Origin of the sequence: Methylobacterium sp. DB0501, from assembly GCF_011043735.1 — a bacterium.
GTDB lineage: Bacteria > Pseudomonadota > Alphaproteobacteria > Rhizobiales > Beijerinckiaceae > Methylobacterium > Methylobacterium alsaeris.
In genome coordinates this window covers 58014-82250 of record NZ_JAAKGV010000018.1, presented here as the reverse complement: position 1 = coordinate 82250, position 24237 = coordinate 58014, and the positions used below count along the sequence as shown (strand labels likewise).

At 71.3% G+C, this 24237-nt stretch carries 21 protein-coding genes; 16 read left to right on the top strand and 5 right to left on the bottom strand.

Annotation, left to right across the window (positions count from 1 at the left end; translation table 11 throughout):
* Window positions 1-8: 8 nt before the first annotated feature.
* The 3 genes from G4G93_RS24280 to solA all read left to right on the top strand — a co-directional run bounded on the left by G4G93_RS24280 (window position 9) and on the right by solA (window position 3379).
* A complete protein-coding gene (locus G4G93_RS24280) occupies window positions 9-1064 on the top strand; it encodes an alcohol dehydrogenase (RefSeq protein WP_165088141.1) in 1056 nt (351 codons plus the stop codon).
* Window positions 1065-1144: 80 nt separating this feature from the next.
* Complete coding sequence (locus G4G93_RS24275) at window positions 1145-2146, top strand: TRAP transporter substrate-binding protein (protein ID WP_246736985.1); 1002 nt, start codon at window positions 1145-1147, stop codon at window positions 2144-2146.
* A 63-nt stretch (window positions 2147-2209) separates the two neighbouring features.
* A complete protein-coding gene (solA, locus tag G4G93_RS24270; RefSeq protein ID WP_165088138.1) occupies window positions 2210-3379 on the top strand; it encodes an N-methyl-L-tryptophan oxidase in 1170 nt (389 codons plus the stop codon).
* A gap of 258 nt (window positions 3380-3637) precedes the next feature.
* Here solA and G4G93_RS24265 read toward each other — a convergent pair whose 3' ends face one another.
* On the bottom strand, window positions 3638-4549 hold the full coding sequence (locus G4G93_RS24265; protein WP_165088136.1) for a LysR substrate-binding domain-containing protein: 912 nt from the start codon (window positions 4547-4549) through the stop codon (window positions 3638-3640).
* Window positions 4550-4674: 125 nt separating this feature from the next.
* Between G4G93_RS24265 and G4G93_RS24260 the strand changes: the two genes are divergently transcribed.
* The 8 genes from G4G93_RS24260 (at window position 4675) to G4G93_RS24225 (ending at window position 13196) form a co-directional block, all read left to right on the top strand.
* Entirely contained in the window at window positions 4675-5844 is a 1170-nt protein-coding gene (locus G4G93_RS24260) for a pyridoxal-phosphate dependent enzyme (protein ID WP_206289992.1), read from the top strand.
* Window positions 5841-6680 (top strand): transporter substrate-binding domain-containing protein, encoded by an 840-nt coding sequence (locus tag G4G93_RS24255; RefSeq protein WP_165088132.1) that lies wholly within the window; start codon window positions 5841-5843, stop codon window positions 6678-6680. Before G4G93_RS24260 ends, G4G93_RS24255 begins: the two co-directional genes overlap by 4 nt.
* A gap of 63 nt (window positions 6681-6743) precedes the next feature.
* Window positions 6744-7406, top strand: coding sequence for an amino acid ABC transporter permease (locus G4G93_RS24250; RefSeq protein WP_165088129.1), 663 nt, complete (start codon window positions 6744-6746; stop codon window positions 7404-7406).
* Between the two features lie 15 nt (window positions 7407-7421).
* Window positions 7422-8159 carry an amino acid ABC transporter permease gene (locus tag G4G93_RS24245; RefSeq protein WP_165088127.1) on the top strand — a complete coding sequence of 246 codons (738 nt, stop codon included), beginning with the start codon at window positions 7422-7424 and terminating at the stop codon, window positions 8157-8159.
* A 62-nt stretch (window positions 8160-8221) separates the two neighbouring features.
* A complete protein-coding gene (argH, locus tag G4G93_RS24240; RefSeq protein ID WP_165088125.1) occupies window positions 8222-9721 on the top strand; it encodes an argininosuccinate lyase in 1500 nt (499 codons plus the stop codon).
* Window positions 9718-10482 (top strand): amino acid ABC transporter ATP-binding protein, encoded by a 765-nt coding sequence (locus tag G4G93_RS24235; RefSeq protein ID WP_165088123.1) that lies wholly within the window; start codon window positions 9718-9720, stop codon window positions 10480-10482. Before argH ends, G4G93_RS24235 begins: the two co-directional genes overlap by 4 nt.
* Window positions 10475-11800 (top strand): NAD(P)/FAD-dependent oxidoreductase, encoded by a 1326-nt coding sequence (locus G4G93_RS24230; protein ID WP_165088121.1) that lies wholly within the window; start codon window positions 10475-10477, stop codon window positions 11798-11800. The genes G4G93_RS24235 and G4G93_RS24230 overlap by 8 nt, the downstream gene beginning before the upstream one ends.
* 316 nt (window positions 11801-12116) lie before the next feature.
* Entirely contained in the window at window positions 12117-13196 is a 1080-nt protein-coding gene (locus G4G93_RS24225) for a tartrate dehydrogenase (protein WP_165088119.1), read from the top strand.
* A 14-nt stretch (window positions 13197-13210) separates the two neighbouring features.
* On the opposite strand, the gene G4G93_RS24220 is transcribed toward G4G93_RS24225, so the two are convergent.
* On the bottom strand, window positions 13211-14233 hold the full coding sequence (locus G4G93_RS24220; RefSeq protein WP_165088116.1) for a diguanylate cyclase: 1023 nt from the start codon (window positions 14231-14233) through the stop codon (window positions 13211-13213).
* Window positions 14234-14545: 312 nt separating this feature from the next.
* Here G4G93_RS24220 and repA point away from each other — a divergent pair, with 312 nt between their 5' ends.
* The 5 genes from repA to fghA all read left to right on the top strand — a co-directional run bounded on the left by repA (window position 14546) and on the right by fghA (window position 20470).
* Window positions 14546-15730: a plasmid partitioning protein RepA gene (repA, locus tag G4G93_RS24215; RefSeq protein WP_246736984.1), complete on the top strand. Its 1185-nt coding sequence runs from the start codon at window positions 14546-14548 to the stop codon at window positions 15728-15730.
* A 57-nt stretch (window positions 15731-15787) separates the two neighbouring features.
* On the top strand, window positions 15788-16765 hold the full coding sequence (gene repB / locus G4G93_RS24210) for a plasmid partitioning protein RepB (protein WP_165088110.1): 978 nt from the start codon (window positions 15788-15790) through the stop codon (window positions 16763-16765).
* Window positions 16766-17097: 332 nt separating this feature from the next.
* Window positions 17098-18060, top strand: a complete 963-nt coding sequence (locus G4G93_RS24205; RefSeq protein WP_165088108.1) for a hypothetical protein — start codon at window positions 17098-17100, stop codon at window positions 18058-18060.
* Window positions 18061-18430: 370 nt separating this feature from the next.
* Window positions 18431-19564 (top strand): S-(hydroxymethyl)glutathione dehydrogenase/class III alcohol dehydrogenase, encoded by a 1134-nt coding sequence (locus tag G4G93_RS24200; protein WP_165088106.1) that lies wholly within the window; start codon window positions 18431-18433, stop codon window positions 19562-19564.
* A 72-nt stretch (window positions 19565-19636) separates the two neighbouring features.
* A complete protein-coding gene (fghA, locus tag G4G93_RS24195; protein ID WP_165088104.1) occupies window positions 19637-20470 on the top strand; it encodes an S-formylglutathione hydrolase in 834 nt (277 codons plus the stop codon).
* A gap of 96 nt (window positions 20471-20566) precedes the next feature.
* On the opposite strand, the gene G4G93_RS24190 is transcribed toward fghA, so the two are convergent.
* The 3 genes from G4G93_RS24190 to G4G93_RS24180 all read right to left on the bottom strand — a co-directional run bounded on the left by G4G93_RS24190 (window position 20567) and on the right by G4G93_RS24180 (window position 24089).
* A complete protein-coding gene (locus G4G93_RS24190) occupies window positions 20567-21436 on the bottom strand; it encodes a hydroxymethylglutaryl-CoA lyase (RefSeq protein WP_165088102.1) in 870 nt (289 codons plus the stop codon).
* Entirely contained in the window at window positions 21433-22653 is a 1221-nt protein-coding gene (locus G4G93_RS24185) for an ABC transporter substrate-binding protein (protein WP_165088100.1), read from the bottom strand. The genes G4G93_RS24190 and G4G93_RS24185 overlap by 4 nt, the downstream gene beginning before the upstream one ends.
* A 152-nt stretch (window positions 22654-22805) precedes the next feature.
* A complete protein-coding gene (locus tag G4G93_RS24180) occupies window positions 22806-24089 on the bottom strand; it encodes a hydroxymethylglutaryl-CoA reductase, degradative (protein WP_165088098.1) in 1284 nt (427 codons plus the stop codon).
* Window positions 24090-24237: the final 148 nt, after the last annotated feature.

Sequence of the window (24237 nt, the reverse complement as noted above, 5' to 3'; positions counted from 1 at the left end):
TTTTCACGATGAAGCGCTTCGCCGTCACCGAGTTCGGCCGCCCGCTCTGCACCCTCGTCGAGGACGATCCGGTGCCGCGCGGCACCGAGGTGGTCGTCGACCTCGAACGCTGCGGCGTCTGCCACACCGACCTGCACCTGCGCGAGGGCCATTACGATCTCGGCGGCGGCCGGCGCCTGAGCCTCGCCGAGCGCGGGGTGACCCCGCCCGTCACCCTCGGCCACGAGATCCTGGGCCGCATCGCCCAGCCTGGGCCGGAGGCGGGCGACCTGGCGGCCGGCCGGCGCGTCCTGGTCTATCCGTGGATCGGCTGCGGCACCTGCCATCGCTGCCGCGAGGGCGACGAGAACCTGTGCGCCGCCGGGCGCTGCCTCGGCGTGCACCGCCCCGGCGGCTTCGCCGAAAAGGTCGTGGTGCCCCATCCCCGCTACCTGATCGCGGTCGACGGCCTCGACCCCTCCGCGGCCGCCACCCTCGCCTGCTCGGGGCTCACCGCCTACTCGGCCCTGCGCAAGGTCGGCGGCGCCCCGGCCCGGGACTGGCTGCTGCTCATCGGCGCCGGCGGGCTCGGGCAGAGCGCCCTCGGGTTGGCCCGGGCGCTCGGCCATGCCCGCGTCGCGGTCGCCGACACCGCGCCGGACAAGCGCGCCCGGGCCGCGGCCCTCGGCGCCGACCTCGTCCTCGACCCCGCCGACCCGGAGGCGCGCCGGGTGCTCCTGGGCCTCGAGACCGGGCTCTCCGCCGCGATCGACTTCGTCGGCAACGCCGAGACCGCGCGCTTCGCCCTCGATGCCTTGCGTCGCGGCGGGCGCTACGTGGCGGTCGGGATGTTCGGCGGCGAGATCCCCCTGTCGCTGCCGCTCCTGCCGCTGCGGGCGCTGACGCTGACCGGCTCCTATGTCGGCAATCTCGGCGAACTCAACGACCTCGTCGCCCTGGTGCAGGGCCACGGCCTCACCCTGGTCGCGACCGAGACCGTGCCGCTCGCCCAGGCCGAGGACGCGATGCGCCGGCTCGCCGCCGGGGACGTCGCCGGGCGCATCGTGCTGGCACACGGGGAATAGCCGTCCGGGCCCCTGTCGGAGCGGGCCGCCCCCGGCTAGCCTTGGGGCAAACCGGGGCGACACCGACGGGAGGATGGACGATGCCGACGCGCAGAACGGTCGTGCGGGGGATGGGCGCGGGATGGCTCATCGCCCCCCTCGCCGCCCGGGCCGAGGCCTTACGCCTGAGCATGGGCTCGCCGATGCCGCAAGGACACCCGGCCACCACCTGCCTGGTCGAGGCGCTCGACGCCATCCGGGCCGAAAGCGACGGCCGGATCGACATCGCGCTCTATCCCGACAGCCAGCTCGGCAGCGAGCTGAGCATGCAGTCGCAGCTGCGCTCCGGCGCCATCGCCTTCACGCTCACCTCGGCGAGCTCGCTCCAGACCCTGGCGCCGCTCGCCGGCATCTCGGGGCTCGCCTACGCCTTTTCCGGCTACGTGCCGCTCTGGTCCGCCCTCGACGACGGGCCGCTCAGCGAGCGCATCCGCGACAGCCTCAAGCCGTTCGGGCTCAAGGCCTTCCGGATCGTCGACAACGGCTTTCGCGACGTGATCACCAGCGTGCGGCCGGTCGAGACCGTGGCCGACCTGCGCGGCCTCAAGATCCGGGTGCCGCCGAGCCCGCTGCTGACCTCCCTGTTCAAGGCGCTCGGCGCCTCGCCCACCACCATCAACCTCGCCGAGACCTACGCCGCCCTGCAGACGCGGGTGGCCGACGGGATGGAGAACTCGCTGCCGCAGATCGAGGCGACGCGGGTCTACGAGGTGCAGAAATACCTCTCGCGCACCGGGCATTCCTGGGACGGGCTGTGGCTCCTCGCCCACGGCCGCACCTGGGACGCCTTGCCGGGGGACGCCAGGGCCCTGATTGCCCGCCATTTCGACCAGGCGGTCGTGCGCCAGCGCCAGGCCTTCACCGAAATGAACACGCAAGGCGAGGCGCGGCTGCGCGCCAAGGGCCTCGTCGTCAACACGCCGGACCGCGCGCCCTTCCGCGCGGCTCTCGCCAGCGCGGGCTACTACGCCGAGTGGAAGGCGAAGTTCGGCCCCGAGGCCTGGACCGCGCTGGAGCGTCATACCGGACCCCTCGGCGCCTGACCTTGCCTCGCGCCCCGTCGATCGGGCAGCCTCCGGGCGAACCGAACGAGCGAGGCGGCAGCGATGGGTGAGCGGGCGGACTTCCTGGTGATCGGCCTCGGGGCCATGGGCAGCGCGGCGCTCTACCAGCTCGCCAAGCGCGGGGCGCGCGTCGTCGGCCTCGACCGGTTCGCCCCGCCGCACGAGATGGGGTCGAGCCACGGCGAGACCCGCATCACGCGGCAAGCCGTCGGCGAAGGGCAGGATTACGTGCCCTTCGTGCTCGATTCCCACCGGATCTGGCGCGACCTGGAGGCCGAGACCGGCGAGCGCCTGCTCGAGGCCTGCGGCGCGCTGGTCATGGCACCCGGCACCGGCACCGCCTCGCATCACGGCAAGCCGGATTTCGTCCGCAACTCGATCGCCGCCGCCCGCGCCTTCGACATTCCGCACGAGGTGCTGGACGGGCGCGAGGTCGCCCGGCGCTTCCCGCAATTCCTGAACCTCGAGGGCGACGAGATCGCCTATTACGAGCCCGGCGGCGGCTATGTCCGGCCCGAGGCCTGCATCGCCGCGCAGCTTGCCCGCGCCCGGCAGCTCGGCGCCGCGATCCGGACCGGTGTCACGGTCCGGTCGGTCCGCCGGGACGGCGACGGCGTCCGCGTCGAGACCTCAGCCGGGACCTTTTGCGCCGGGGAGGTGATGGTGTCGGCCGGAGCCTGGACGGCGCCGCTGCTCGGCGCGCCGTTCGACCGTCTGCTCGGCGTGAAGCGCCAGCTCCTGCACTGGTACGCCCTCGACGACGGGAGCACCTGGCCGGCCGACGCGCCGGTCTACATCTGGATGCACGGCACCCGCGATACCGACTATTTCTACGGCTTCCCGCCGCAAGACGGCGAGCGCAGCGTGAAGGTGGCGACCGAGCAATACGCGGACGGCACCACCGCCGACGCGGCCGACCGCAATGTCGCCCCGGAGGAATCCGCCGCCATGTACCGGAGCCACATCGACGGACGGCTTGCCGGCGCGACACCCCGGGTCGTACGGGCCGCCGCCTGCCTCTACACCGTCACGCCCGACCGCGGCTTCATCATCGACCGGCATCCGGACGAGAACCGGGTCCTCGTCGTGTCGGCCTGCTCCGGCCACGGTTTCAAGCACTCGGCCGGGATCGGCAAGGCGGCGGCCGAGCTCCTGACCGAGGGCCGCAGCGCGATCGACCTCGCGCCCTTCGCGGTCGGACGCTTCGGCTGACGGGGGTACTATGGCTCCTCCCGGGACGGCTCAGCCGTCCATCGCGAGCCCACGCTTCCTTGCATGCCACTCCCTTTCCCGGACGACTGCAACGAAGTGGAAGGAGATCCGGGAAAGGGAGGGCTTATGAAAGGCGCCAGCCCCTGAGGCATGGCCGGGTCACTCCTTCGCGACCGTCACGAAGTGCTGGCGTGGTACCCAACCCCCTGGCCCGTCGCAGTTTTCGCCCGATCTGCACGGCTGTCAAAATCGCATCGCTCACGCCACGAGCCCGGGCGCCGTGGTGTCGTAGCCCGCCAGCTCCTCGCGAACCACGGCGAGGAAGCCGTCGATCAGCGGGTTGCTGACGTGGCGACTCGGGAACAGGGCGTGGCCGTGGAACGGGATCTCGGGCCGGAACGGCCGGAAGGCGATGCCGCTGCGGCGGTAATCGTCGGCAGCGATCGGGTTCACGATCCCGACGCCGAGACCTTGCTCGACCAGGGCGCAGATGGTCGCCCCGAACGGCGTCTCGAGCATCAGCTGGCGGCCGATCCCGGCGGCCTCGAAGGCGCGGTCGACCCGCATCCGCGCGCCGTCCTCCAGCGACAGGGAGATGAAGGGCTCGCCCTCCAGGTCCTCCGGGACGATGACGGCGCGCTCCGCCAGCCGGTGGCCGGGGGGCAGGGCGCACAGGCCCGGGATCGCATAGAGCGGCCGGTGCTCGATGAACGGCGTCTCGACGACGTTCGCCATGAAGCCGATGTCGCAATACGAGGCCGACATCCAGCGCATCACCGTGCCGTCGCTGCCCATCTGCAGCGAGATCGCGACGTTCGGGAAAAGCTCGCGGAAGCGCCGGATGCAGCGCGGGATGAAGCCCAGCGCCATCACGGGCATCGCGGCGACCCGCAGCCGCCCGCTGCCGAACACCCGGATCTCTCGCGCCGCCTGGGCCAGGTTCTCGAGCCCGAGGAAGCTGCGCTCGACCTCGCGATAGAAGGACAGGCCCTCGTCGGTCGGGCGCAACCGGCCGGCCTCGCGCTCGAACAGCCGCAGGCCGGTCGCCGCCTCCAGCTCCGCGATGAGCCGGCTGACGCTCGGCTGCGAGGTCCGCAGCGCCTGGGCCGCCGCCGTCATCGATCCGCGCAGCATGACGACGCGAAAAGCCTCGACCTGCCTCAGGTTCATGCATTCCTCCATATCAGTGGTGAATAGCATGCGCAGAATCTGGCATTTGACCAGATGGAGCGCGTTCTTTCACACTGCTGGTCATGGTCGAGCAAACAGCCATACAGAGGCAGTCTCCGAGCGGGATGGCCTGCCTGCGCTGCGATATCGGGCTCCCGGTCGGAGATCACGACGAGGGATGCCCGGCCTGCGCTGCCGACGGCCATGCGGCGAACCTCCGGCTCGTCTATCCCGACGCCGCGCCGGGCCGGATCGTGCTGCCGCCTGCCGACGGATTCTCGATGGGGGAGGGGGGAACGCCGCAGGTCGAGGTGCCGGATCTCGCAGCGGCGGCGGGTCTCGGCCGGCTGTCCCTGAAGCTCGAATGGTGCAACCCGACCGGCTCGCACAAGGACCGGATGAGCGCCCCGCTGATGGCAAGAGCGCGCGAGCGCGTCATCCCGCTGATGGCAAGAGCGCGCGAGCGCGTCATCCCGCTGATGGCAAGCGCGCGCGAGCGCGGCGCCCCGCTCGTGGTGGCGGCGTCGAGCGGCAATGCCGGCGTGTCGCTCGCGGCCTACGCGGCCCGGGCCGGCCTGCCCGCCGAGATCGTCACCACACCGGCGATGCCGGCGGGCGCGCGCCGGGCGATCCGCGCCCACGGCGCCCGGCTCGTCGAGGTGGCGGACAGCGCGGCGCGCTGGCACCATGTCGGGCGGCGCGTCGCGGACGGGGCGTTCGCCGCCACCAACTACCGGGTGCCGGCGATCGGCACCAACCCGTTCGGGATCGAAGGCTACAAGATCCTGGCCAGCGAGATCGCCGCCCACGGCCTGCCCGACCTCGTCGTCGTGCCGTGTGCCCGCGGCGACCTTCTGTCGGGCCTCCTGCTCGGCTTCCTCGAACTCGGGCGCGGTGTGCCGCGCCTCGTCGCCGCCGAGCCGTTCCCGCGGCTCGCCCGCGTTCTCGCCGGGGCCGATTACCGCGGCTCGTTCCCGGGCCGGACGGCGCAGCTCTCGATCGGCGGTGATACGGTGACCTTCCAGGCGCTCCACGCCCTCGGCGAGAGCCGGGGGAGGGCGGTCGTGGCCGACGATGACGCCGCCCGGGCCGCGCAAGCCCGCCTCGGCCGCGCCGGCTTCCACGCCGAGCTCTCCGCCGCCGCCGCGCTCGCGGCCGTATTCGTGCTCGGGGCCGATCGCGCGCTCGCCGGCCGCCACGCCGTCGCCCTGCTCACCGGCTCCGGCGCGGGCGCGATGGACGAGGCCGCCCCGCCGACCGACGCGACATCCACCGACCAGAGGGAATCCCGATGACCTTGCCCCGGCTTCTTGCCCGCACCGCTCTCGCCACCCTGGCGCTGGCCGCCGGCCTCGGCGCCGCATCCGCCCAGGCGCTGCCGCCGCTGCCGAAGGCGATCCAGGCCGCCGGCCTGCTGCGGGCGGGCGTGCGCTGCGACCAGCCGCCCTACGGCTACAAGGACGAATCGGGGAACTTCGCCGGCATCGAGACCGAGATGGCGATCCAGATCGCCGCCTGGGCCTTCGGCTCTCCCGACAGGATCGAGCTGACCTGCGTCACCGCCGAGAACCGCATCCCGCAGCTGATGGGCAGGAAGGTCGACATCCTGCTCGCCACCCTCGGGGTGACGCCGGAGCGTGCCCGGGTGATCGATTTCTCGAAGCCCTATCGCTGGGGCGGCTCCGACATGCTGGTACCCAAGGACAGCCCGATCAAGAAGCTCGACGACGTGGCCGGCAAGACGGTCGTCATGCTCAAGGGCTCGACCCAGGCGAAGTGGTTCGAGGACACCATGCCGAAGGTCGAGACCCTGCGGCTCAACACCGCCTCGGACGCCCTCCAGGCGCTCAAGCAGGGCCGCGGCGACGCCTACACCCACGATGCCGCGACCCTGGTGGTGGTCGCCGCCAAGGACCCGTCCTTGCGTCTCGTCGGGGAATCTTTCGCGGTCACCGATGCCGCCGCGGGCCTGCGCAAGAACGATCCCGAATGGATGGCTTACGTCGACGCGGCGCTCGCCCGGATGAAGGCGGAGGGGCTTTACGCGAAGTGGGTCGACAAGTGGGTCCCGGCCGACCTGCGCCCGTTCTACGCCGAGGCCTTCACCACGGCAAAGCCCACCGCCCGCTGAAGGCCCTGAGCCGGGCCGCCGGCGACGGCCGCCCCGATCCCGCCGACCACGAGGGATGCCGGCATGGAGTTCGATCTCGCCTACCTGATGGCGCAGGGGCCGGCGCTGATGCGCGGCCTGTGGCTCACGATCCAGGTCAGCCTGCTGTCGATCGTGCTGTCGGTCGGGGTCGGCCTTCTCGGGGCGGCCGTGCGGGTGCTCGAAGTGCCGGTGCTCGACCGGGTCGTGCGGGCTTACGTCGAGTTCATCCGCAACACGCCGATGCTGGCGCAACTGTTCTTCATCTTCTACGGCCTGCCCGGCATCGGTCTGAAGCTGTCGCTGTTCTGGTCGGGCGTGCTCTGCCTGACCCTGTGGGCGGGGGCCTACCAGATCGAGAACCTGCGCGGCGGCCTCGCGACCGTGGGCAAGGGACTGCGCGAGGCGTCGTACGCGCTGGGCCTCACGCCCTGGCGCTTCTTCCACCTCGTCGCCGCGCCGCTGGCGATCCGGGTGGCGCTGCCGGCGATGCTCAACACCGCGATCTCGCTCCTGAAGAACTCGTCCTACCTCCAGGCGATCGGGCTCGCCGAGCTGACCTACGTGGCGATCGACCGGATCTCGATGGATTTCCGCACGATCGAGATGTTCGCGGCGATCTGCGTGATCTACCTCGCGCTGGTCCTCGTCCTGTCGTTCCTGGCGAGCCGGCTCGAATTCCGGCTCAACGCACCGTTCCGGCACTGAGAGGGGAGGGCGCCAATGGATCTCGTCTCCGGTCTCGATCTTCTCCTCAAGAACCTGCCGTTCATCCTGCAGGGCCTCGGCATGACGCTGGCGCTCTCGCTCACCACGCTTCTCTTCGTCACGGTCCTGTCCGGGCTCCTCGGCATCGCCGCCACCCTGCGGTTCCGCAGCTTGCGGATCCTGGTGCGGGTCTGGGTCGAGCTGTTTCGCGACATCCCGCTGATCGTGAACATCTTCCTGGTGTTCTTCGTGGCCCCCTTGGCCGGGCTCGACCTGACGCCGTTCTGGGCGGTGACGGTGGGCCTGTCGCTGTGGGGCAGCGCCAACGGCGCCGAGATCGTGCGCGGCGGCCTCAACGCCGTGCCGCGCCACCAGTGGCAGAGCGCCGCCGCGCTCGGCCTCAAGACCTGGGAGGTCTACGGCTTCATCGCCGGCCCGCAGGCGCTCCGCGCCATCCTGCCGCCCTTCGTCGGGCTGCTCACGCTGTTGATCCAGGCAACCTCCCTCGGCGCCCTCGTCGGCGTCGGCGAGTTCTTCAAGGTCGGGCAGATCATCGTCGAGCGGACCACGATGATGGAGGGCCGCAACCCGGCCTTCCTGGTCTACGGCGCCGTGCTCGTCACCTACTTCGTGATCTGCTCCGGCCTGTCCTGGTTCGGCCGCGGGCTGGAGCGGCGCCTCGGCCGGACGCGAGGCCGCTCCGTCGCCACGGTGGCCTCCGCCGCGCCGGCACCCGCCCCGCAGCTTCCCTGAAGCCCGAAGCGACCGGCCCGAGGCCGGTCGCGGCCCGAAGATCTAACAAAAAGGTCTGAGCCATGGAATCGAAGGTCAGCCGCCGGCTCACCGAGCCGGTCGCCCCGGAGGTGTGCGAGCACATCTACGCCCCGCGGCTGGCGCGGGACTTCCAGGCGGTTTTCTCCGCCATGACCGACCTCAATCAGGCCCACGTACTGATGCTGGCGCGGTGCGGGTTGATCGCCCCGGAGGCGGCCCGTGCGCTGGCGGCGGGGTTGCTGCGGATGGAAGGGGAGGGTGCCGGCGCGGTGCCCCTCGATCCCGAGCGCGAGGATTCGTACTTCAACTACGAGGCGCAGCTGATCCGGCTGATCGGCCCGGATGCCGGGGGGCGGATGCACATCGCCCGCAGCCGCAACGACCTGACCTCCGCCCTCGACCGGATGCGGGCCCGCGACCTCCTGCTCGATGCCGGCCAAGCGCTGCTCTCGGTCGAGGAGCATGCGCTGGACGGCGCCTACCGCTTCCGGGACGTGGTGATGCCCGGCTACACCCACCTGCAGCCGGCCCAGCCCGTGACCTACGGCTTCTACCTCGCCGGGGTGGCGCAGGCGCTGGCGCGCGATTTCGGCCGCCTGTCGGATGCCTGGGCGCGCACCAATCTCAGCCCGCTCGGGGCCGGGGCTCTCGCCGGCACCGCCTTCGGCATCGACCGGGAGATGCTGGGGCGAAGCCTCGGCTTCGACGGGCTCGTCGAGAACACGCTCGATGCCGTCGCGACCCGCGATTTCGCCCTCGAGATCCTGGCCGGCCTGTCGCAGGTCGCGATCGGCTGGAGCCGGGTGGCCCAGGACTACCACGTGCTGGTCTCGCACGAGTTCCAGACGATCGAGTTCCCCGACCGGGTCACCGGCACCTCCAGCATCATGCCGCAGAAGAAGAACCCGGTGGTGCTGGAGCACCTGAAGGGCAAGGCCGGGCAGATGCTCGGCCTCTACGTGGCGGCGGCGAGCGCCGTGAAGGGCACGCATTTCACCAACACGATCGACGGCAACCGCGAGACGATGCGGGGCGTGTGGGAGGCGGGCGAGGAGACCCTTCGCTGCCTGGCCTTGTTCGATCTCGTCATCGCCACGGCGCGCCCGAACGCCGCCCTGATGCGCCGGCGCGTCACCGAGGATTTCGCCTCCGCCACCGACCTCGCCGACCTGATGGTGCGCGAGGCCGGCCTGTCCTTCCGCGAGGCGCACCACGTCGTCGGTGCCGTGGTGCGGGCGGCGATGGATGCGGGCCTCGCCGCCGACGACATCACGTCGGCGATGGTCGATGCGGCGGCGCAGGCCGAGATCGGCCGGCCCCTCGGGCTCTCCGGCGAGGCCGTCCGGGTGAGCCTCGATCCGGCGGCGAGCGTCGCCGCCCGTACCCTGCCGGGCGGCCCGGCACCGGAGGCCGTCGCCCGGGCGGTCGAGGCGGCGCAAGCGCGGCTCGAGGCGCGCCGCGCGGCCCTCGTCGCCCGCCGCACGGGGCTCCAGGCGGCGCGCGACGCGCTCAAGCGCGCGGTGCGGGAGCTGGCCGCATGACGCCCGAACCGCTCATCTCCCTGCGCGGGCTGACGAAGCATTTCGGGGCGTTCCGGGCGCTCCACGGCATCGACCTCGATGTCGCCGCCGGCAGCGTCGTGGTGCTGATCGGCCCGAGCGGGTCGGGCAAGAGCACGCTGATCCGCTGCATCAACGGGCTGGTGCGGCCCGACGGCGGCAGCCTGCGCGTCGCCGGCCGGCCGGTCGATCTCGGCGACGAGGGCGCCTGGCAGCGCCTGCGCACCGAGATCGGCATGGTGTTTCAGGATTACGCCCTGTTCCCGCACCTCACGGTGCTCCGCAACATGACGCTCACGCCGATGCGCCGGCTCAAGCTGTCGCGGGCCGAGGCCGAGGCGCAGGCGCGCGCGCTGCTCGCCCGGGTCGGCCTCGCCCACAAGGCGGAGGATCACCCGGGCGCGCTCTCGGGCGGCCAGCAGCAGCGGGTCGCGATCGTGCGGGCGCTCGCCATGCGGCCCAAGGCGATCCTGTTCGACGAGCCGACCTCGGCCCTCGACCCCGAGACGATCGTCGACGTGCTCGACGTGATGCGGGGGCTGGCCCGCGACGGCACCACCATGGTGGTCGTGACCCACGAGATGGGCTTCGCCCGCGAGGTCGCCGACCGCGTCGTCTTCATGGCCGAGGGCGCCGTCGTCGAGGAGGGACCGCCGGATTCCCTCTTCGGCACGCCCCGTCATGCCCGCACGAAAAGCTTCCTCTCCTCGCTTCGCCACACATCCGAGGCCTTCCATGCCTGATCCGGCCTCCCTCCTCGCCGAGGGCTTCACCACCGACCCCTACTGGTGGGACGCCGCCGCGCCCGAAGCCGCCCGCGACCCGCTGCCGGAGGAGACCGACGTCCTGGTGGTGGGATCGGGCTATTGCGGTCTCTCGGCGGCGGCGGAACTCGCCCGCAACGGCGTCGCCGTCACGGTGGTCGATGCGGAGGAGCTGGGGGCCGGAGCCTCGACCCGCTCCGGCGGCATGGTGTCGAGCGGCCAGAAGCTGGTGATCGGTGGGGCGATCAAGGGCGTCGACGCCGCCCGCATGGCCCGCCTCCTGGAAGATTCGCTCTCCTCCTACGAGCACCTGAAGACGCTGATCCGCGAGGAGGCGCTCGACGCCGATCTCGGTGTCGTCGGCCGCTACTTCGCGGCCTACGTGCCGCGCCACTACGACCGGCTGCGCCGCAACGGCGAATTGCTCGCGCGCCATACCGGCGTCACCGTCCACGAGATCCCGAAGAGCCGCCAGCACGAGGTGACACGGACCGATTTCTACCACGGCGGCATCGTCATCGACGATTACGGTGGCCTGCATCCGGGCAAGTATCACCGGGCCCTGCGCGGCCTCGCCCGGCGCCACGGCGCCACCTTGCGCTCGCACGCCCCGGTGCTGTCGGTCGAGCCCCTGGAGGGCGGGCAGTTCGCGGTCGAGACCGGGCGCGGCCGGATCCGGGCCCGGCACGTCCTCTACGGCACGAACGGCTACAGCGACCGGGCGAGCCCCTACCTGCGTCGGCGCGTGGTACCGGTGCGCAGCTACCAGATCGCCACCGAGCCGCTGCCGCAGGCCTTGATGGACGAGATCAATCCGGGCCGGCGGATGATCACCGATTCGCGCCGCGAGCTGATCTATGCCCGCCCCTCGCCGGACGGCACCCGTCTCCTGTTCGGCAGCCGGCCGGGCATGTTCACGTTGCCGGAGCGCGATGCCGCGCCGAAGCTGCACGCGCTGATGCGGGCGGTATGGCCGCAGCTGACGCAGACCCGGGTCACGCATTGCTGGAGCGGCAAGGTCGGCATGACCGCCGACAAGCTCGCCCATCTCGGCCGCCAGGACGGCGCCGATTTCGCGGTCGGCTGCAACGGCAACGGCGTGGCGCTGATGACCTATCTCGGCCATCAGGCGGCCTTGAAGCTCCTCGGCCGCCAGAACCGCCCGAGCGCCTTCGACGCCCCGGCCTTCGCCCCCGTGCCGGTGCCGTTCTACGACGGCAAGCCGTGGTTCCTGCCGGTGGTGAGCGGCTGGTACCACCTCCGGGACGCGGTCGAGCATCGCCTCGCCCGGCCGTGAGCGGGGCGGACTGGACGTGGCGGAGGCTGACCGATCGGCACGCGTGCCATCGCATGCCTCCATTCCATCCCGCCTGCGACCTCGTCCTGAGAGCCTGGTTGACCTGATCGACAGTATTTCGTCTGCACGATCCGGCCCATCGCCCATTGATCGAACGCTGCTATCGGTCTCTGAGCGTGCCACATTCCCCGCGTCGAGCCCGTATCCGCCTCCTTGGAAAATGCGCTGGCGGTCTCTCGGCGTGCATGGAAGATGGCGCGCAAGGGCGGAGGCGATCGGCGGTCCCGCCGTCCCTCATCCCACCCGGAGCCTCGTCGTGACCAAGACCTACAGAATCGCCGCGATCCCGGCCGACGGCATCGGCATCGAGGTCATCGCCGCCGGCATCGAGGTGCTCGAGGCGCTGGCCGAGAAGGCCGGCACGTTCCGGTTCCGGTTCGATCATTTCGACTGGGGCTCGGACTACTACCGGCAGCATGGCGTGATGATGCCGGCGGACGGCCGCGAGCAGATCCGGCACCACGACGCGATCTTCTTCGGCGCGGTCGGCGCGCCCGGCGTGCCGGACCATATCAGCCTGTGGGGCCTGCGGCTCGCGATCTGCCAGCCCTTCGACCAATACGCCAATGTCCGCCCGACCCGGATCCTGCCCGGCATCACCAGCCCGCTGCGCCACGTCTCCGGCCCTGAGCTCGACTGGGTGATCGTGCGCGAGAACTCGGAGGGCGAGTATGCGGGGGTCGGCGGGCGCGTCCACCAGGGCCACCCGGAGGAGGTCGCCACCGACGTCTCGATGATGACGCGCACCGGCGTCACCCGCATCATCCGCTACGCGTTCGAACTGGCGCGCAGCCGGCCGCGCAAGCTGCTCACCGTGGTGACGAAGTCGAACGCGCAGCGCCACGCCATGGTGATGTGGGACGAGATCGCCGCCGAGGTGGCGCAAGGTTTCCCGGACGTGACCTGGGACAAGATGCTGGTCGACGCCATGACGATGCGCATGGTGATCAAGCCCGAGACCCTCGACACCATCGTGGCGACGAACCTGCACGCCGACATCCTGTCGGACCTCGCCGCGGCGCTCGCCGGCTCGCTCGGCATCGCGCCGACCGCGAACATCAACCCGGAGCGCAAGTTCCCGTCGATGTTCGAGCCGATCCACGGCTCGGCCTTCGACATCGCCGGCAAGGGCATCGCCAACCCGGTCGCGACCTTCTGGACCGCCTGCCAGATGCTGGACCATCTCGGCGAGAAGCCCGCGGCCGACCGGCTGATGCACGCGGTGGAGCGGGTGACCGCCGATCCCGGCCTGCACACCCCCGATCTCGGCGGCACGGCGACGACCCGCCAGGTCACCGACGCCGTCATCGCCGCCATCCGGGGCGACAACGCGTAAGGGAGGGGCTCCCGTCAGTGAGGGCGCGGCGGGCGGGCGAAGGCGGTCTCCGGGGCGGTCCAGGGCGCGTCCGGCGCCCCGGCGGCGTGGTGCCGGCGCTTCGCCGCGTACATCCGGGCATCCGCCCGCGCGAGGGCGTCCCGGATCGGCTCGGCCCCGGTCCAGGTCTCGAAGCCGAGGGCGGCGCTGAGCGGGGAGGGGCCAGGAACGTCGACGGGAGCGTCGATCGCCGCCAGGATCCGCCGCACCAGCGCGGCGGCCGCCTCGGGCCCGGTCCCGGGGAGCAGGACCACGAACTCGTCGCCGCCGGTCCGCGCCGGCCGGGCCGGAGGCGGCGCATGCTGCGCCAGGAGGTCGGCGAACCGGCGGATCGCCGCGTCGCCGGCCTCGTGGCCCTGGAGGTCGTTGATCGCCTTGAGCCGGTTCAGGTCGGCGACGATCACCGAGGCCGGCACGATGCGGTCGCGCTCGATCCGCGCGATCTCCGCATCGAGGCCGGCGCGGTTGAGGAGGCCGGTCAGGTGATCGGTGAGGCGCAGGGCCTCCTCGCGCCGGCGCTGCTCCTCGCGCGGCGTGATGTCCTCGATCGAGATCAGGAAGCGGCCCCACCCGGCCTCGTGCCCCGGCAGGAGCTGGCCGGCATAGCTCACGTCGATGACCCGTCCGCCCACCGTCCGGTTCTGCGTGACGAGGCGCGCCTGGGTCGCGCCGGCCCAGAGCCGGCACAGGACCTCGACCAGGGCGACCGCCTCCGGGTCGTTGAAGATCGCCGGGATGTGGGCGAACAGCTCGGCCTCGTCCCGCGCCTCGTAGGTCGCCAGGGTATGCCGGTTGACCCGGAGGATCCGGATCAGCCGCTGGCAGGCCAGCAGGTGGCCGGGATCCCGCAGCCAACCGCGCAGGTCGGTCATGCCGGCCTCCCGCGCCGCGTCGAGGTGGGCCTTCAGCGCGCCGAGATCCTGCAGCCACAGCGAGGTGGGCGCGAGGTCGAACAGCTGTGCTTCGAGATCGCCACCCGGTGGCGCAGTCTGGATCATCGATCGGGCGTGAGAAACGTGTCGGCGAGGCCTGTCCGGCGCATCTGATAGCGCATCGCGGCCCGAAGGGGAGTTCCCGCGTCAGCGCTTGTCCACCGCGGGTCCGCCGCGGGCGCGAGGGCCGCCATCGAGCCCGGCCCGCGCCGAAGCAGGGCGGGCGCGCCCTGCCGCCGCACAGCCCGGTCCGTCAACCGAAAAAGCGTTGCCGGAACGGGAGAATCATCCGCATAATGACGCTTGTGGTGGGGATCGGCGCGGAAAAGCGTTACTCGGGAATCGGGGCGGATGGAACGAACGGGACCGACAGAGGGAATGGAGGCGATCAGCTTCCACGAGACGATTCTCCGCCAGGGCGGCCTCATCTCCGACAAGCTCAGCATGCTCCGGATGGAGCATTACCCGCCCAACGCCACCAAGGGCCTGCGGCCGTTCGCGCTGGCGGAGGTGGCGTATTTCCTCGGCGTCACGCCGTCGAACATCAAGAAGCTCCACCTCGAGGGCAAGGGGCCGGTCCCGGCGACCTCGGCCTCGGGCCGGCGGTCCTACACCGCCGAGCAGATGCTGGAACTGCGAAAATACCTCGACCGGCACGGGCGCTCCGACCTCAAGCAATACGTGCCGCACCGCCGTGCCGGCGAGAAGCTGCAGATCATCTCGGCGGTGAACTTCAAGGGCGGCAGCGGCAAGACCACGACGGCGGCGCATCTCGCCCAGTTCCTGGCGCTGACCGGGCACCGGGTGCTCGCCATCGACCTCGACCCGCAGGCCTCGCTCTCGGCCCTGCACGGCATCCAGCCCGAGCTCGACAAGGCGCCGTCGATCTACGAGGCCCTGCGCTACGACGACGGGAAGCGGCCCCTCTCCGAGATCATCCGGCCGACCAACTTCCCGGGCCTCGACATCGTGCCGGCGAGCCTCGACCTGCAGGAATACGAGTACGACACGCCGCTCGCCGCCTCGAACCGCAACCCGGAGGGGCGCACCTTCTTCACCCGCATCACCAACGCCTTGAGGGAGGTCGACGACCGCTACGACGTCGTCGTCATCGATTGCCCGCCGCAGCTCGGCTACCTGACGCTCACGGCGCTGACCGCCTCGACCTCGGTCCTCGTCACCATCCATCCGCAGATGCTGGACGTGATGTCGATGAGCCAGTTCCTGCTGATGCTGGGCGGCATCCTGAAGTCGATCGCCGATGCGGGGGCGGCGGTGAACCTGCAATGGTTCCGCTACCTCGTCACCCGCTACGAGCCGACCGACGGGCCGCAGGCCCAGATGGTCGGCTTCATGCAGGCGCTGTTTCCCAAGAACATGCTGCGGACCCAGATGCTGAAATCGACCGCGATCTCGGATGCCGGCATCACCAACCAGTCGCTCTACGAGGTCGAGCGCGGGCAGATGATCCGCTCGACCTACGACCGGGCCCTCGAATCGGTGAACGGCGTCAACGAGGAGATCGCCGGGCTGATCCACCAGGCCTGGGGGAGGCGGGTTTGACGGCCGTGCAGAACGGGAAAATCGCTCGATACCCCAACCGGATAGGAGCCGCGTGCGATGCGTAAGAACCTCCTCGCCAACATCCTCGACGCCCCGGTCGCCGAGCCGAGCGCCGATTTCGTCCGCCGGGGCGCTGCCCGCTCGATGACCCGCTCGATCGAGGAGATGGCCGAGAACACCCGGCGGATGGCCGACGGCGAGGCGGTCGTCGGCCTCGATACCGGCCTGATCGACGCCTCCTTCGTCCAGGACCGCATCGACCAGGACGACGAGGATTACGGGCGCCTGCGCGACGCGATCGCCGAGCACGGCCAGTCGACCCCGATCCTGGTCCGGCCCCACCCCGAGCGGGCCGGGCGGTTCATGATCGTCTACGGCCATCGCCGGGTGCGGGTGGCGCGCGAGCTCGGGCGCGAGGTCCGGGCCATCGTCAAGACGATCGAGGACATCGCCCACATCGTCGCGCAGGGGCAGGAGAACGCCGCGCGCGCCAACCTGTCCTTCATCGAGAAGGCCCTGTTCGCCCGCAAGCTCCTGGCGATGGGCCAGACCAAGGCGACGATCAAGGCGGCGCTCACCATCGACGACACGCTCCTGTCGCGGATGCTGTCGGTGGCCGAGACGGTGCCGGCGCCGGTGATCGACGCCCTCGGCGCCGCCAAGGGCATCGGCCGCGACCGCTGGGAGGAGCTGAAGAAGTTGGTGGCGATCCCGGCCAAGGCCGAGATCGCGGTCGCGGCGGTGCAGGCCCCCGATTTCCTGGACAAGGACGGGCCGGAGCGGTTCGGCCACCTCCTCGCGGCGATCAAGGCCGGGCGCAAGGCGCCGGCCCGCCGGTCACTCGAGCCGCAGACCTCGACCTGGACCGCGCCCGACCGCGCCGTCGAGGCGACCTGCCGGCGCTCGGGGAAGGGCTTCAGCCTCTCCCTGACGGCGAAGGATGCCGGAGAGTTCGGCACCTATCTTTCGTCCCACCTGGAAGAACTCTACCGGGCGTTCCGGGAGACGAAGCCCCCGAACCAGACAGGAGACTGACGAGCGACAGTCATGCGGCAGCCGGGCAATCCCGCCCGGCTGCGATCCATTTGAAGAGGTCACCGCAAAAGAAAAAGGCCCCCAGAACTTTCGTCCCGGAAGCCCTTCTCAGGTTTGGCGACTAGAGAATCGCACTTCCCGTCATGGCCGTCAAGAGTCGGACGCCGTTCTGGCGAGCGGATTTCCTTTGCCCGGTGACAGGCAAGGACGATGGCAGAACCGACGACGCCCCCCGGGCGGCGTGCGGCGACGCTCGGCCGGATGACGGCCTGGGCGAAGGCTCCCGCATGTCCGCATCGTAGACGCACGCGCCCACCCCGCGGGGCGGGCCGATGAGCACGGCTGCGACCTCCGCGCTGCTGCGCGACCGGCTGCTCGCCACGATCGGGCGGATCGCCGGCCCGGACTGGCGCCCGCGCCTCGATGCGCTCAACGCCGACGCGATCCAGGCCTACGGGGCCGGCGCGCTTCACGACCAGGACGCCGAGCAGGTGTTCCAGGCGGTCCAGGACCGGCGGGACCGGATGGCGGCCGCCGCCGGCCTGCACCGCGCCCGGGAGCGGGGCAGGGGAGGGGGCGGCCCCCTCGGCGCCTTCGCGTTCGACCGGCTCGCCGCGCTGTCGCCGGCCGAGGCGCGGCCCGCGCCGTCGCGACGCGACACCGCGACTCCCCGCCCGCGGGCGACGCTGGCCGAGCGTGCCGAGCGCCAGGCCCCCGCCCGGCGGCGCGCCTATCTCGGCCACCGCCTGCCCTGGCCCGCCACGATCAAGCAGGATTTCCACCCGGCCGAACTCGGCGCGATCGGCGTCATCGCCCGGGAGATTCGCGAGCATGGGGCTTGCGAACTCGCCCTCGGGACGATCGCTGCGCGGGCCCGGTGCTGCCGCCGCACCGTCCAGACGGCGATCCGCTGGGCGGCGCATCGCGGCTACCTCGCCATCGAGGAGCGGGCGAAGGGCACCCACGTCATCCGGATCGCCAGCGTGGCGATCCACCTCTGGGAGGCCGGCCCGCGCACTTCCGAACCTGAAAAATCGAAAGACAAAGAAGATCTTACCGTCCCTGCCAAGGTGGCAACCGGTTCCCGGCCCGTCGGCGGGGACGGCCCCGCCATCCCCGATGCGCCGCCGGCGGGGGACACTCCCGTGCCCGATCCGGATCGGCCGGCGGCGCCACCCGCGCGCCTCGGGGTCGCGATCGCGGCGTCGCGCGCCGCCCTGCCGGCACGCAGCGGGACGACCGGCGCGCGGAGCCCGGCGCGACCCGGCCCGTCTCCGATCCTGCGGCCGGGATGATGGGTCGCCCCGCCGATCGCGACTCCGGCAGCATCCGAAGGGAAGGACGGCGCGCCTTGACGCATTCGCGGCAGAGACCGGCCCGATCGACGGGCCCGCGCCGGTCACGCCGGCCTCTCGATCGTCTTGTAACAGTATAACATGGAGCATTTATGTGACAGGATGCGCTCTGGACCTGTCGCATCGCGCCCGGTGGATGCGCCGCGTCGGGGCGCCCGCAATGGTGGACTAAAGTTTGTTGCGCCGCACCGTTGCGGCCTTCATCAAATCGCAGCAGAGATCGGGCCATTCAGCGGGCGAGCCGGCCGACCCGCGGCCTCAAGGCAGTTTGCCGCGTTCTCACGCGAAGCATGATCCGGTTGGAGACACCATGAAGACGCGCGCGGCAGTTGCCTGGGAAGCCAAGAAGCCCCTCACCATCGAGACCATCGACCTCGAAGGGCCGAAGGCCGGCGAGGTCCTGGTCGAGGTGATGGCGACCGGCATCTGCCACACCGACGCCTACACCCTGTCGGGCCTCGATTCCGAGGGCAAGTTCCCGGCGATCCTCGGCCACGAGGGCGCCGGCATCGTGCGCGAGGTCGGGGCCGGCGTGACGACGCTGAAGCCCGGCGACCACGTCATCCCGCTCTACACGCCCGAGTGCCGCAACTGTAAGTCCTGCCTGTCGCAGCGCACCAACCTCTGCACCGCGATCCGCAGCACGCAGGGCCAGGGCGTGATGCCCGACGGCACCAGCCGCTTCCGCTGCGACTCGACCGGCGGCAGCCCGGGCGCGAACACCGTATACCACTACATGGGCTGCTCGACCTTCTCGAACTTCACCGTTCTGCCGGAGATCGCGCTCGCCAAGGTGCGCGAGGACGCCCCCTTCGACAAGATCTGCTACATCGGCTGCGGCGTCACCACCGGCCTCGGCGCGGTGATCTACACCGCCAAGGTGTGGCCGGGCGCCAACGTGGTGGTGTTCGGTCTCGGCGGCATCGGCCTCAACGTGATCCAGGGCGCCCGCATGGTCGGCGCCGACAAGATCGTCGGCGTCGACATCAACCCCGACAAGCGGGCGATGGCCGAGAAGTTCGGCATGACCCACTTCATCAACCCGAACGAGGTCGGCACCGACAAGGTCGTGCAGGCGATCCTCGACGTGACCGGCGGCGGCGCCGACTTCTCGTTCGACTGCACCGGCAACGTCCACGTGATGCGCCAGGCGCTCGAGTGCTGCCACCGCGGCTGGGGCGAGTCGATCGTCATCGGCGTGGCCGAGGCCGGCCGCGAGATCTCGACCCGTCCGTTCCAGCTCGTCACCGGCCGCGTCTGGAAGGGCTCGGCCTTCGGCGGCGCCCGCGGCCGCACCGACGTGCCGAAGATCGTCGACTGGTACATGGAGGGCAAGATCAACATCGACGATCTGATCACCCACACCATGCCGCTGGAAGACATCAACCACGGCTTCGACCTGATGCACGAGGGCAAGTCGATCCGCTCGGTAGTGGTGTTCTAAGATCCGACTGAGCCCGGCGGTGCGGGACGACGCACCGCCGGATCCGGAACAGGCGCGGGGATTCACGGCGACATGGAAACAGTCTCGAAGGCTCGCTCGCACGGCGGCATCCAGGGCGTGTACCGGCACGAGGCCGAGACGACGCGCTGCCCGATGACCTTCGCGGTCTACCTGCCGCCGCAGGCGGAAAGCCAAAAGGTCCCGGTGCTGTGGTACCTGTCGGGCCTGACCTGCACCCATGCCAACGTCATGGACAAGGGCGAGTACCGCCGCGCCGCCGCCCGGCACGGCATCGCCATCGTGGCGCCCGATACCAGCCCGCGCGGGCCGGACGTGCCGGACGAGCCCGACAACTGGCAGTTCGGCTGCGGCGCGGGCTTCTACGTCGACGCGACGCAGGCGCCGTTCGACCGCAATTACCGCATGTGGTCCTACGTCACCGAGGAGCTGCCCGCCCTCGTCGCCCGCGAATTCCCGGTCGACATGGAGCGCCAGGGCATCTTCGGGCACTCGATGGGTGGCCACGGCGCGCTCACCATCGCGCTCACCCACCCCGAGCGCTTCCGCTCGTGCAGCGCCTTCGCGCCGATCGTCCAGCCCTCGACCGCCGGCTGGTCGAAGCCCGCCCTCGCCAAATACCTCGGCGAGGACGAGGCCGCGTGGCGGCGCCACGACGCCACCGCGCTGATCGAGGACGGCCGCCGCTTCCCGGAATTCCTGGTCGACCAGGGCACGGCCGATTCCTTCCTCGACGAGGGCTTGCGCCCCTGGCTCCTGGAAGAGGCGTGCCAGAAGGCCGGCATCGGGCTGACCCTCAACATGCGCGAGGGCTACGACCACTCCTATTTCTTCATCTCGACCTTCATGGACGACCACATCGCCTGGGCGGCGGAGCGGCTGCGCTGATCGTCCGCCGTCCGGCCGGTCGGCCGGGCTGTCTCCACCCGCGAGTCATGCCGGGCTCCGCCGCGCGGTCCCGGGACGACGTCGAGGGCGGGATCGTCATGCGGTCGGCCGACCGAGCGCCCCTTTGATGAAGCGGGCCGCGTCGGCGAGGCGGCCGGAATCGATTCCGGTCGCGATGCCGAGGCGATCGAGGTCGGCGACCGCCGCCTCGGTGGCGACGTTGCCGGGGGCGTCCTTCGCGTAGGGGCAGCCGCCGAGGCCGCCGACGGCGGCGTCCACCACGCTCACCCCGAGATCGAGGCAGGCGCGGATGTTGGCGAGCGCCAGGCCGCCCGTGTCGTGGAAGTGCAGCGCGATCCGCTCCGGCGGGATCACCGCCGCCACGGCCGCGACGCAGGCCCGTGCCGTGTCCGGCGTCCCGGCCCCGATCGTGTCGCCGAGGGACACTTCGTAACAGCCGAGGTCGATCAGCCGGCGGGCCACCTGCGCCACGGTCTCCGGCGCCACCGGCCCCTCGGTCGGGCAGCCGAGCACGCAGGAGACGTAGCCCCGCAGCGGGATCCCGGCCGTGCGGGCCGCCTGCGCGACGGGGGCGAACCGCTCCAGGCTCCCGGCGATCGAGCAGTTGATGTTGGCGCGCGAGAACGCCTCGGAGGCCGAGGCGAAGACCGCGACCTCGCCGGCGCCGGCGGCTCTCGCCGCCTCGAACCCCTTGAGGTTCGGCACCAGCACGGCGTAGCGCCCGGCTGGATTCGGCGGCAGCCGGGCCATCAGCGCCGCGGTATCGGCCATCTGCGGCACCCACCGGGCCGAGACGAAGCTGCCGACCTCGATCGCGGTCAGGCCGGCGGCGAGCAGGCGCTCGACCAGCCCGAGCTTCACCGCGGTCGGCACGGTGACGGGCTCGTTCTGCAGGCCGTCGCGGGGGCCGACCTCGACGATCCGCACGCGGGCGGGGAGGGTCACGGCGCCTTCACCAGCGGGCAGCGGCCCTCGCTCAGCGGCCGGAACGCCTCGGCGGCGGGAATCGTCTGGACGAGCTTGTAATAGTCGAACGGCCCCTTCGATTCGGCCGGGCTCTTCACCTGGAACAGGTACATCGGGTGGATGTGCCGGCCGTCCTGGCGCACGCGGCCCTCGCCGAAGAGCGGGTCGTCGGTCGGCCCCTCCTTCATCCGCGCGACGACGCTGCGCCCGTCGGTGCTGCCGGCCGCGGCCGCGGCGCGCAGGTAGGCGAGCGCCCCGGCATAGACGCCGGCCTGGTTGGCGGTGGGCCGACGGCCCTTCATCTGGGCGGCGAAGCGGTCGGCGAAGGCGCGGGTGCCGGGATTGGCATCCCAGTAGAACCCTTCCGTCAGGTAGAGGCCTTGTGCGTCCTTGAGGCCGATCGCGTGCACGTCGGAGAGCTGCATCAGCAAGGCGGCGAGATCCTGGCCGCCGCCGGTGATGCCGAACTCCGTCGCCTGCTTGACCGAGTTGACCGTGTCGCCGACCGCGTTGGCGAGCGCGATCACCTGGGCGCGGCTGCCTTGCGCCTGGAGCAGGAACGACGAGAAATCCGCAGCCGCCGTCGGGTGGCGCACGGTCCCCACCACCGTGCCGCCCTCCTGCTTCACCACGCTCGCGGCATCGGCTTCCAGCGCGTGGCCGAAGGCGTAATCGGCGGTGAGGAAGAACCATTGCGTCTTGCCGGCGCGCACCAGCGCGAGCGCGGTGCCGTGGGCGAGCGCCCAGGTGTCGTAGGTCCAGTGCACGGTGTTGGCCGAGCATTTCGGCCCGGTCAGGTCCGAGGTGCCGGGGCCCGACGCGATGAAGGCGGCTTTCGAGTCGCGCACCACCTCCTGCACCGCGAGCGCCACCGAGGAGAACGGCACGTCGAGGATCGCGTCGACCCGGCCTTCCGCGATCCAGCGCCGGGCGGTGGCCGAGCCGATATCGGGCTTGTTCTGGTGGTCGGACTGGATCACCTCGACCTTGATCGCCGGCTGCTCCTTCCGAAAATCCTCGACCGCGAGGCGGGCGGCGACCACCGAGCCCTCGCCGGTGGAATCGGCGGCAAAGCCGCTCAGATCGGTGAGCACGCCGAGCGTCACGCTCGACACCTCGGCGCGGGCGGTGCCGGCGGCGGCGAGCAGGGCGGCGCCGGCGAGCAGGCGGGCGGCGAGGCGGGTGAGTGTCGGCATGATGGTCCTCCCGTTTCGGTGTTGATCGGCCGTTGGCTCGGCGGTCCTTCGGGTTGTTCTTGTGGGTGAGATCAGATCTGTTTCATCCCACCCGCCACCTCAGGATGAGGGAGCCGGCGGGATGGTCTTGCAGCGAGATGGCGCAGCCGCCCTCACCCCCCGCGCATCTCCCCCAACACCTCCTGCGCCACGTCGAGCCGCACCAGGCGCCGCTCGACCAGCACGCGTGCCACCGCCTCGATCTCGTCGCCGAGGGCACCCGCCATCATGGCGATGTTCTGGGCGTGCAGCGCCATGTGGCCCTTCTGGATGCCGGTGGTGGCGAGGGCCTTGAGGGCGGAGAAGTTCTGCGCGAGCCCGACCGCCGCGATGATCCGGGCCAGGCGCTCGGCGGTGGTCGCGCCGAGAATCTTCAGGCAGGCCTGGGCGGTCGGGTGGAGCTTCGTCGCCCCGCCGACGAGGCCGACGGCGAGCGGCAGCTCGATCGAGGCGCTGAGATCGCCCGACGCCGTGACCTCGTAGCGGGTCAGGCTGGTGTAGCGGCCCGAGCGTGCCGCGTAGGCATGGGCGCCGGCCTCGATCGCCCGCGTGTCGTTGCCGGTGGCGAGCACCACGGCGTCGATGCCGTTCATGATGCCCTTGTTGTGGGTCGCGGCGCGGTAGGGATCGGCCTCGGCGAGGTGGTAGGCGCTGACGATGCCGTCGCGCACCTCCGGCCCGCCGATGGCGTCGGTGCGCCAGACCGCATGGGCGCGAGCGAGACGCCGGTCGGCGAGGTTCGACAGGATGCGCAGGTAGACGCGTCCGCCGCTCCAGCCGGCGATGTGGGGGGCCACCGCCTCCGCCATGGTGTTGACGGCGTTCGCCCCCATGGCGTCGCGGGTGTCGACGATCAGGTGGGTCACCACCATCGGGCCGCCCAACGTGTCGAGCACCCGCACCTCGACGTCGCGCAGCCCCCCGCCGAGGCGCACCAGCACCGGGTCGCAGGCGTCGCAGAGCGCGCGCAACGCCTCGCGCTGCTCCAGGATGCGCAGGCGTGCCGCGAAAGGGTCGCTCACACCGACGACCTGGACCTGGGCGATCATCAGGTTGCCGGAGACCGAGGTGGTGAAGCCGTCCTCGTAGACCTGCCGCGCGGCGTTGCAGACCGCGGCGACCACCGAGGATTCCTCGGTCGCCATCGGGATCAGCACGTCCTCGCCGTCGATCTTCATGTTGGTGGCGATGCCGACCGGGACGTTCATCGTGCCGACGACGTTCTCGATCAGCCGGTCGGCGAGGTCGGGAGCGAGGTTGCCGAACTCGGCGAGGTGCGCGACCTCGGGACCTGAGAGTTCCGCGAAGGCGGCGACGAGGTCGAGACGCTCAGCCGGGGTCTTGGTGTGGAAGCCGGCGATGCGCGAGGTGCGGTTCGCCCGGGACGTGCTCTGCATGGGTGCTGCTGCCGATGATCGCCGGTTCGGGGGCTCTCGCGCAGCCCGGACGGAGGCGGCCCGCGCCTCGCGGCCGCCACGGCGTGTCTCTCCCCGTCCGAGCGCGTTAGAGCCTGCTCGTTGCCGTCACCGTACCCGTCCGTGCCCA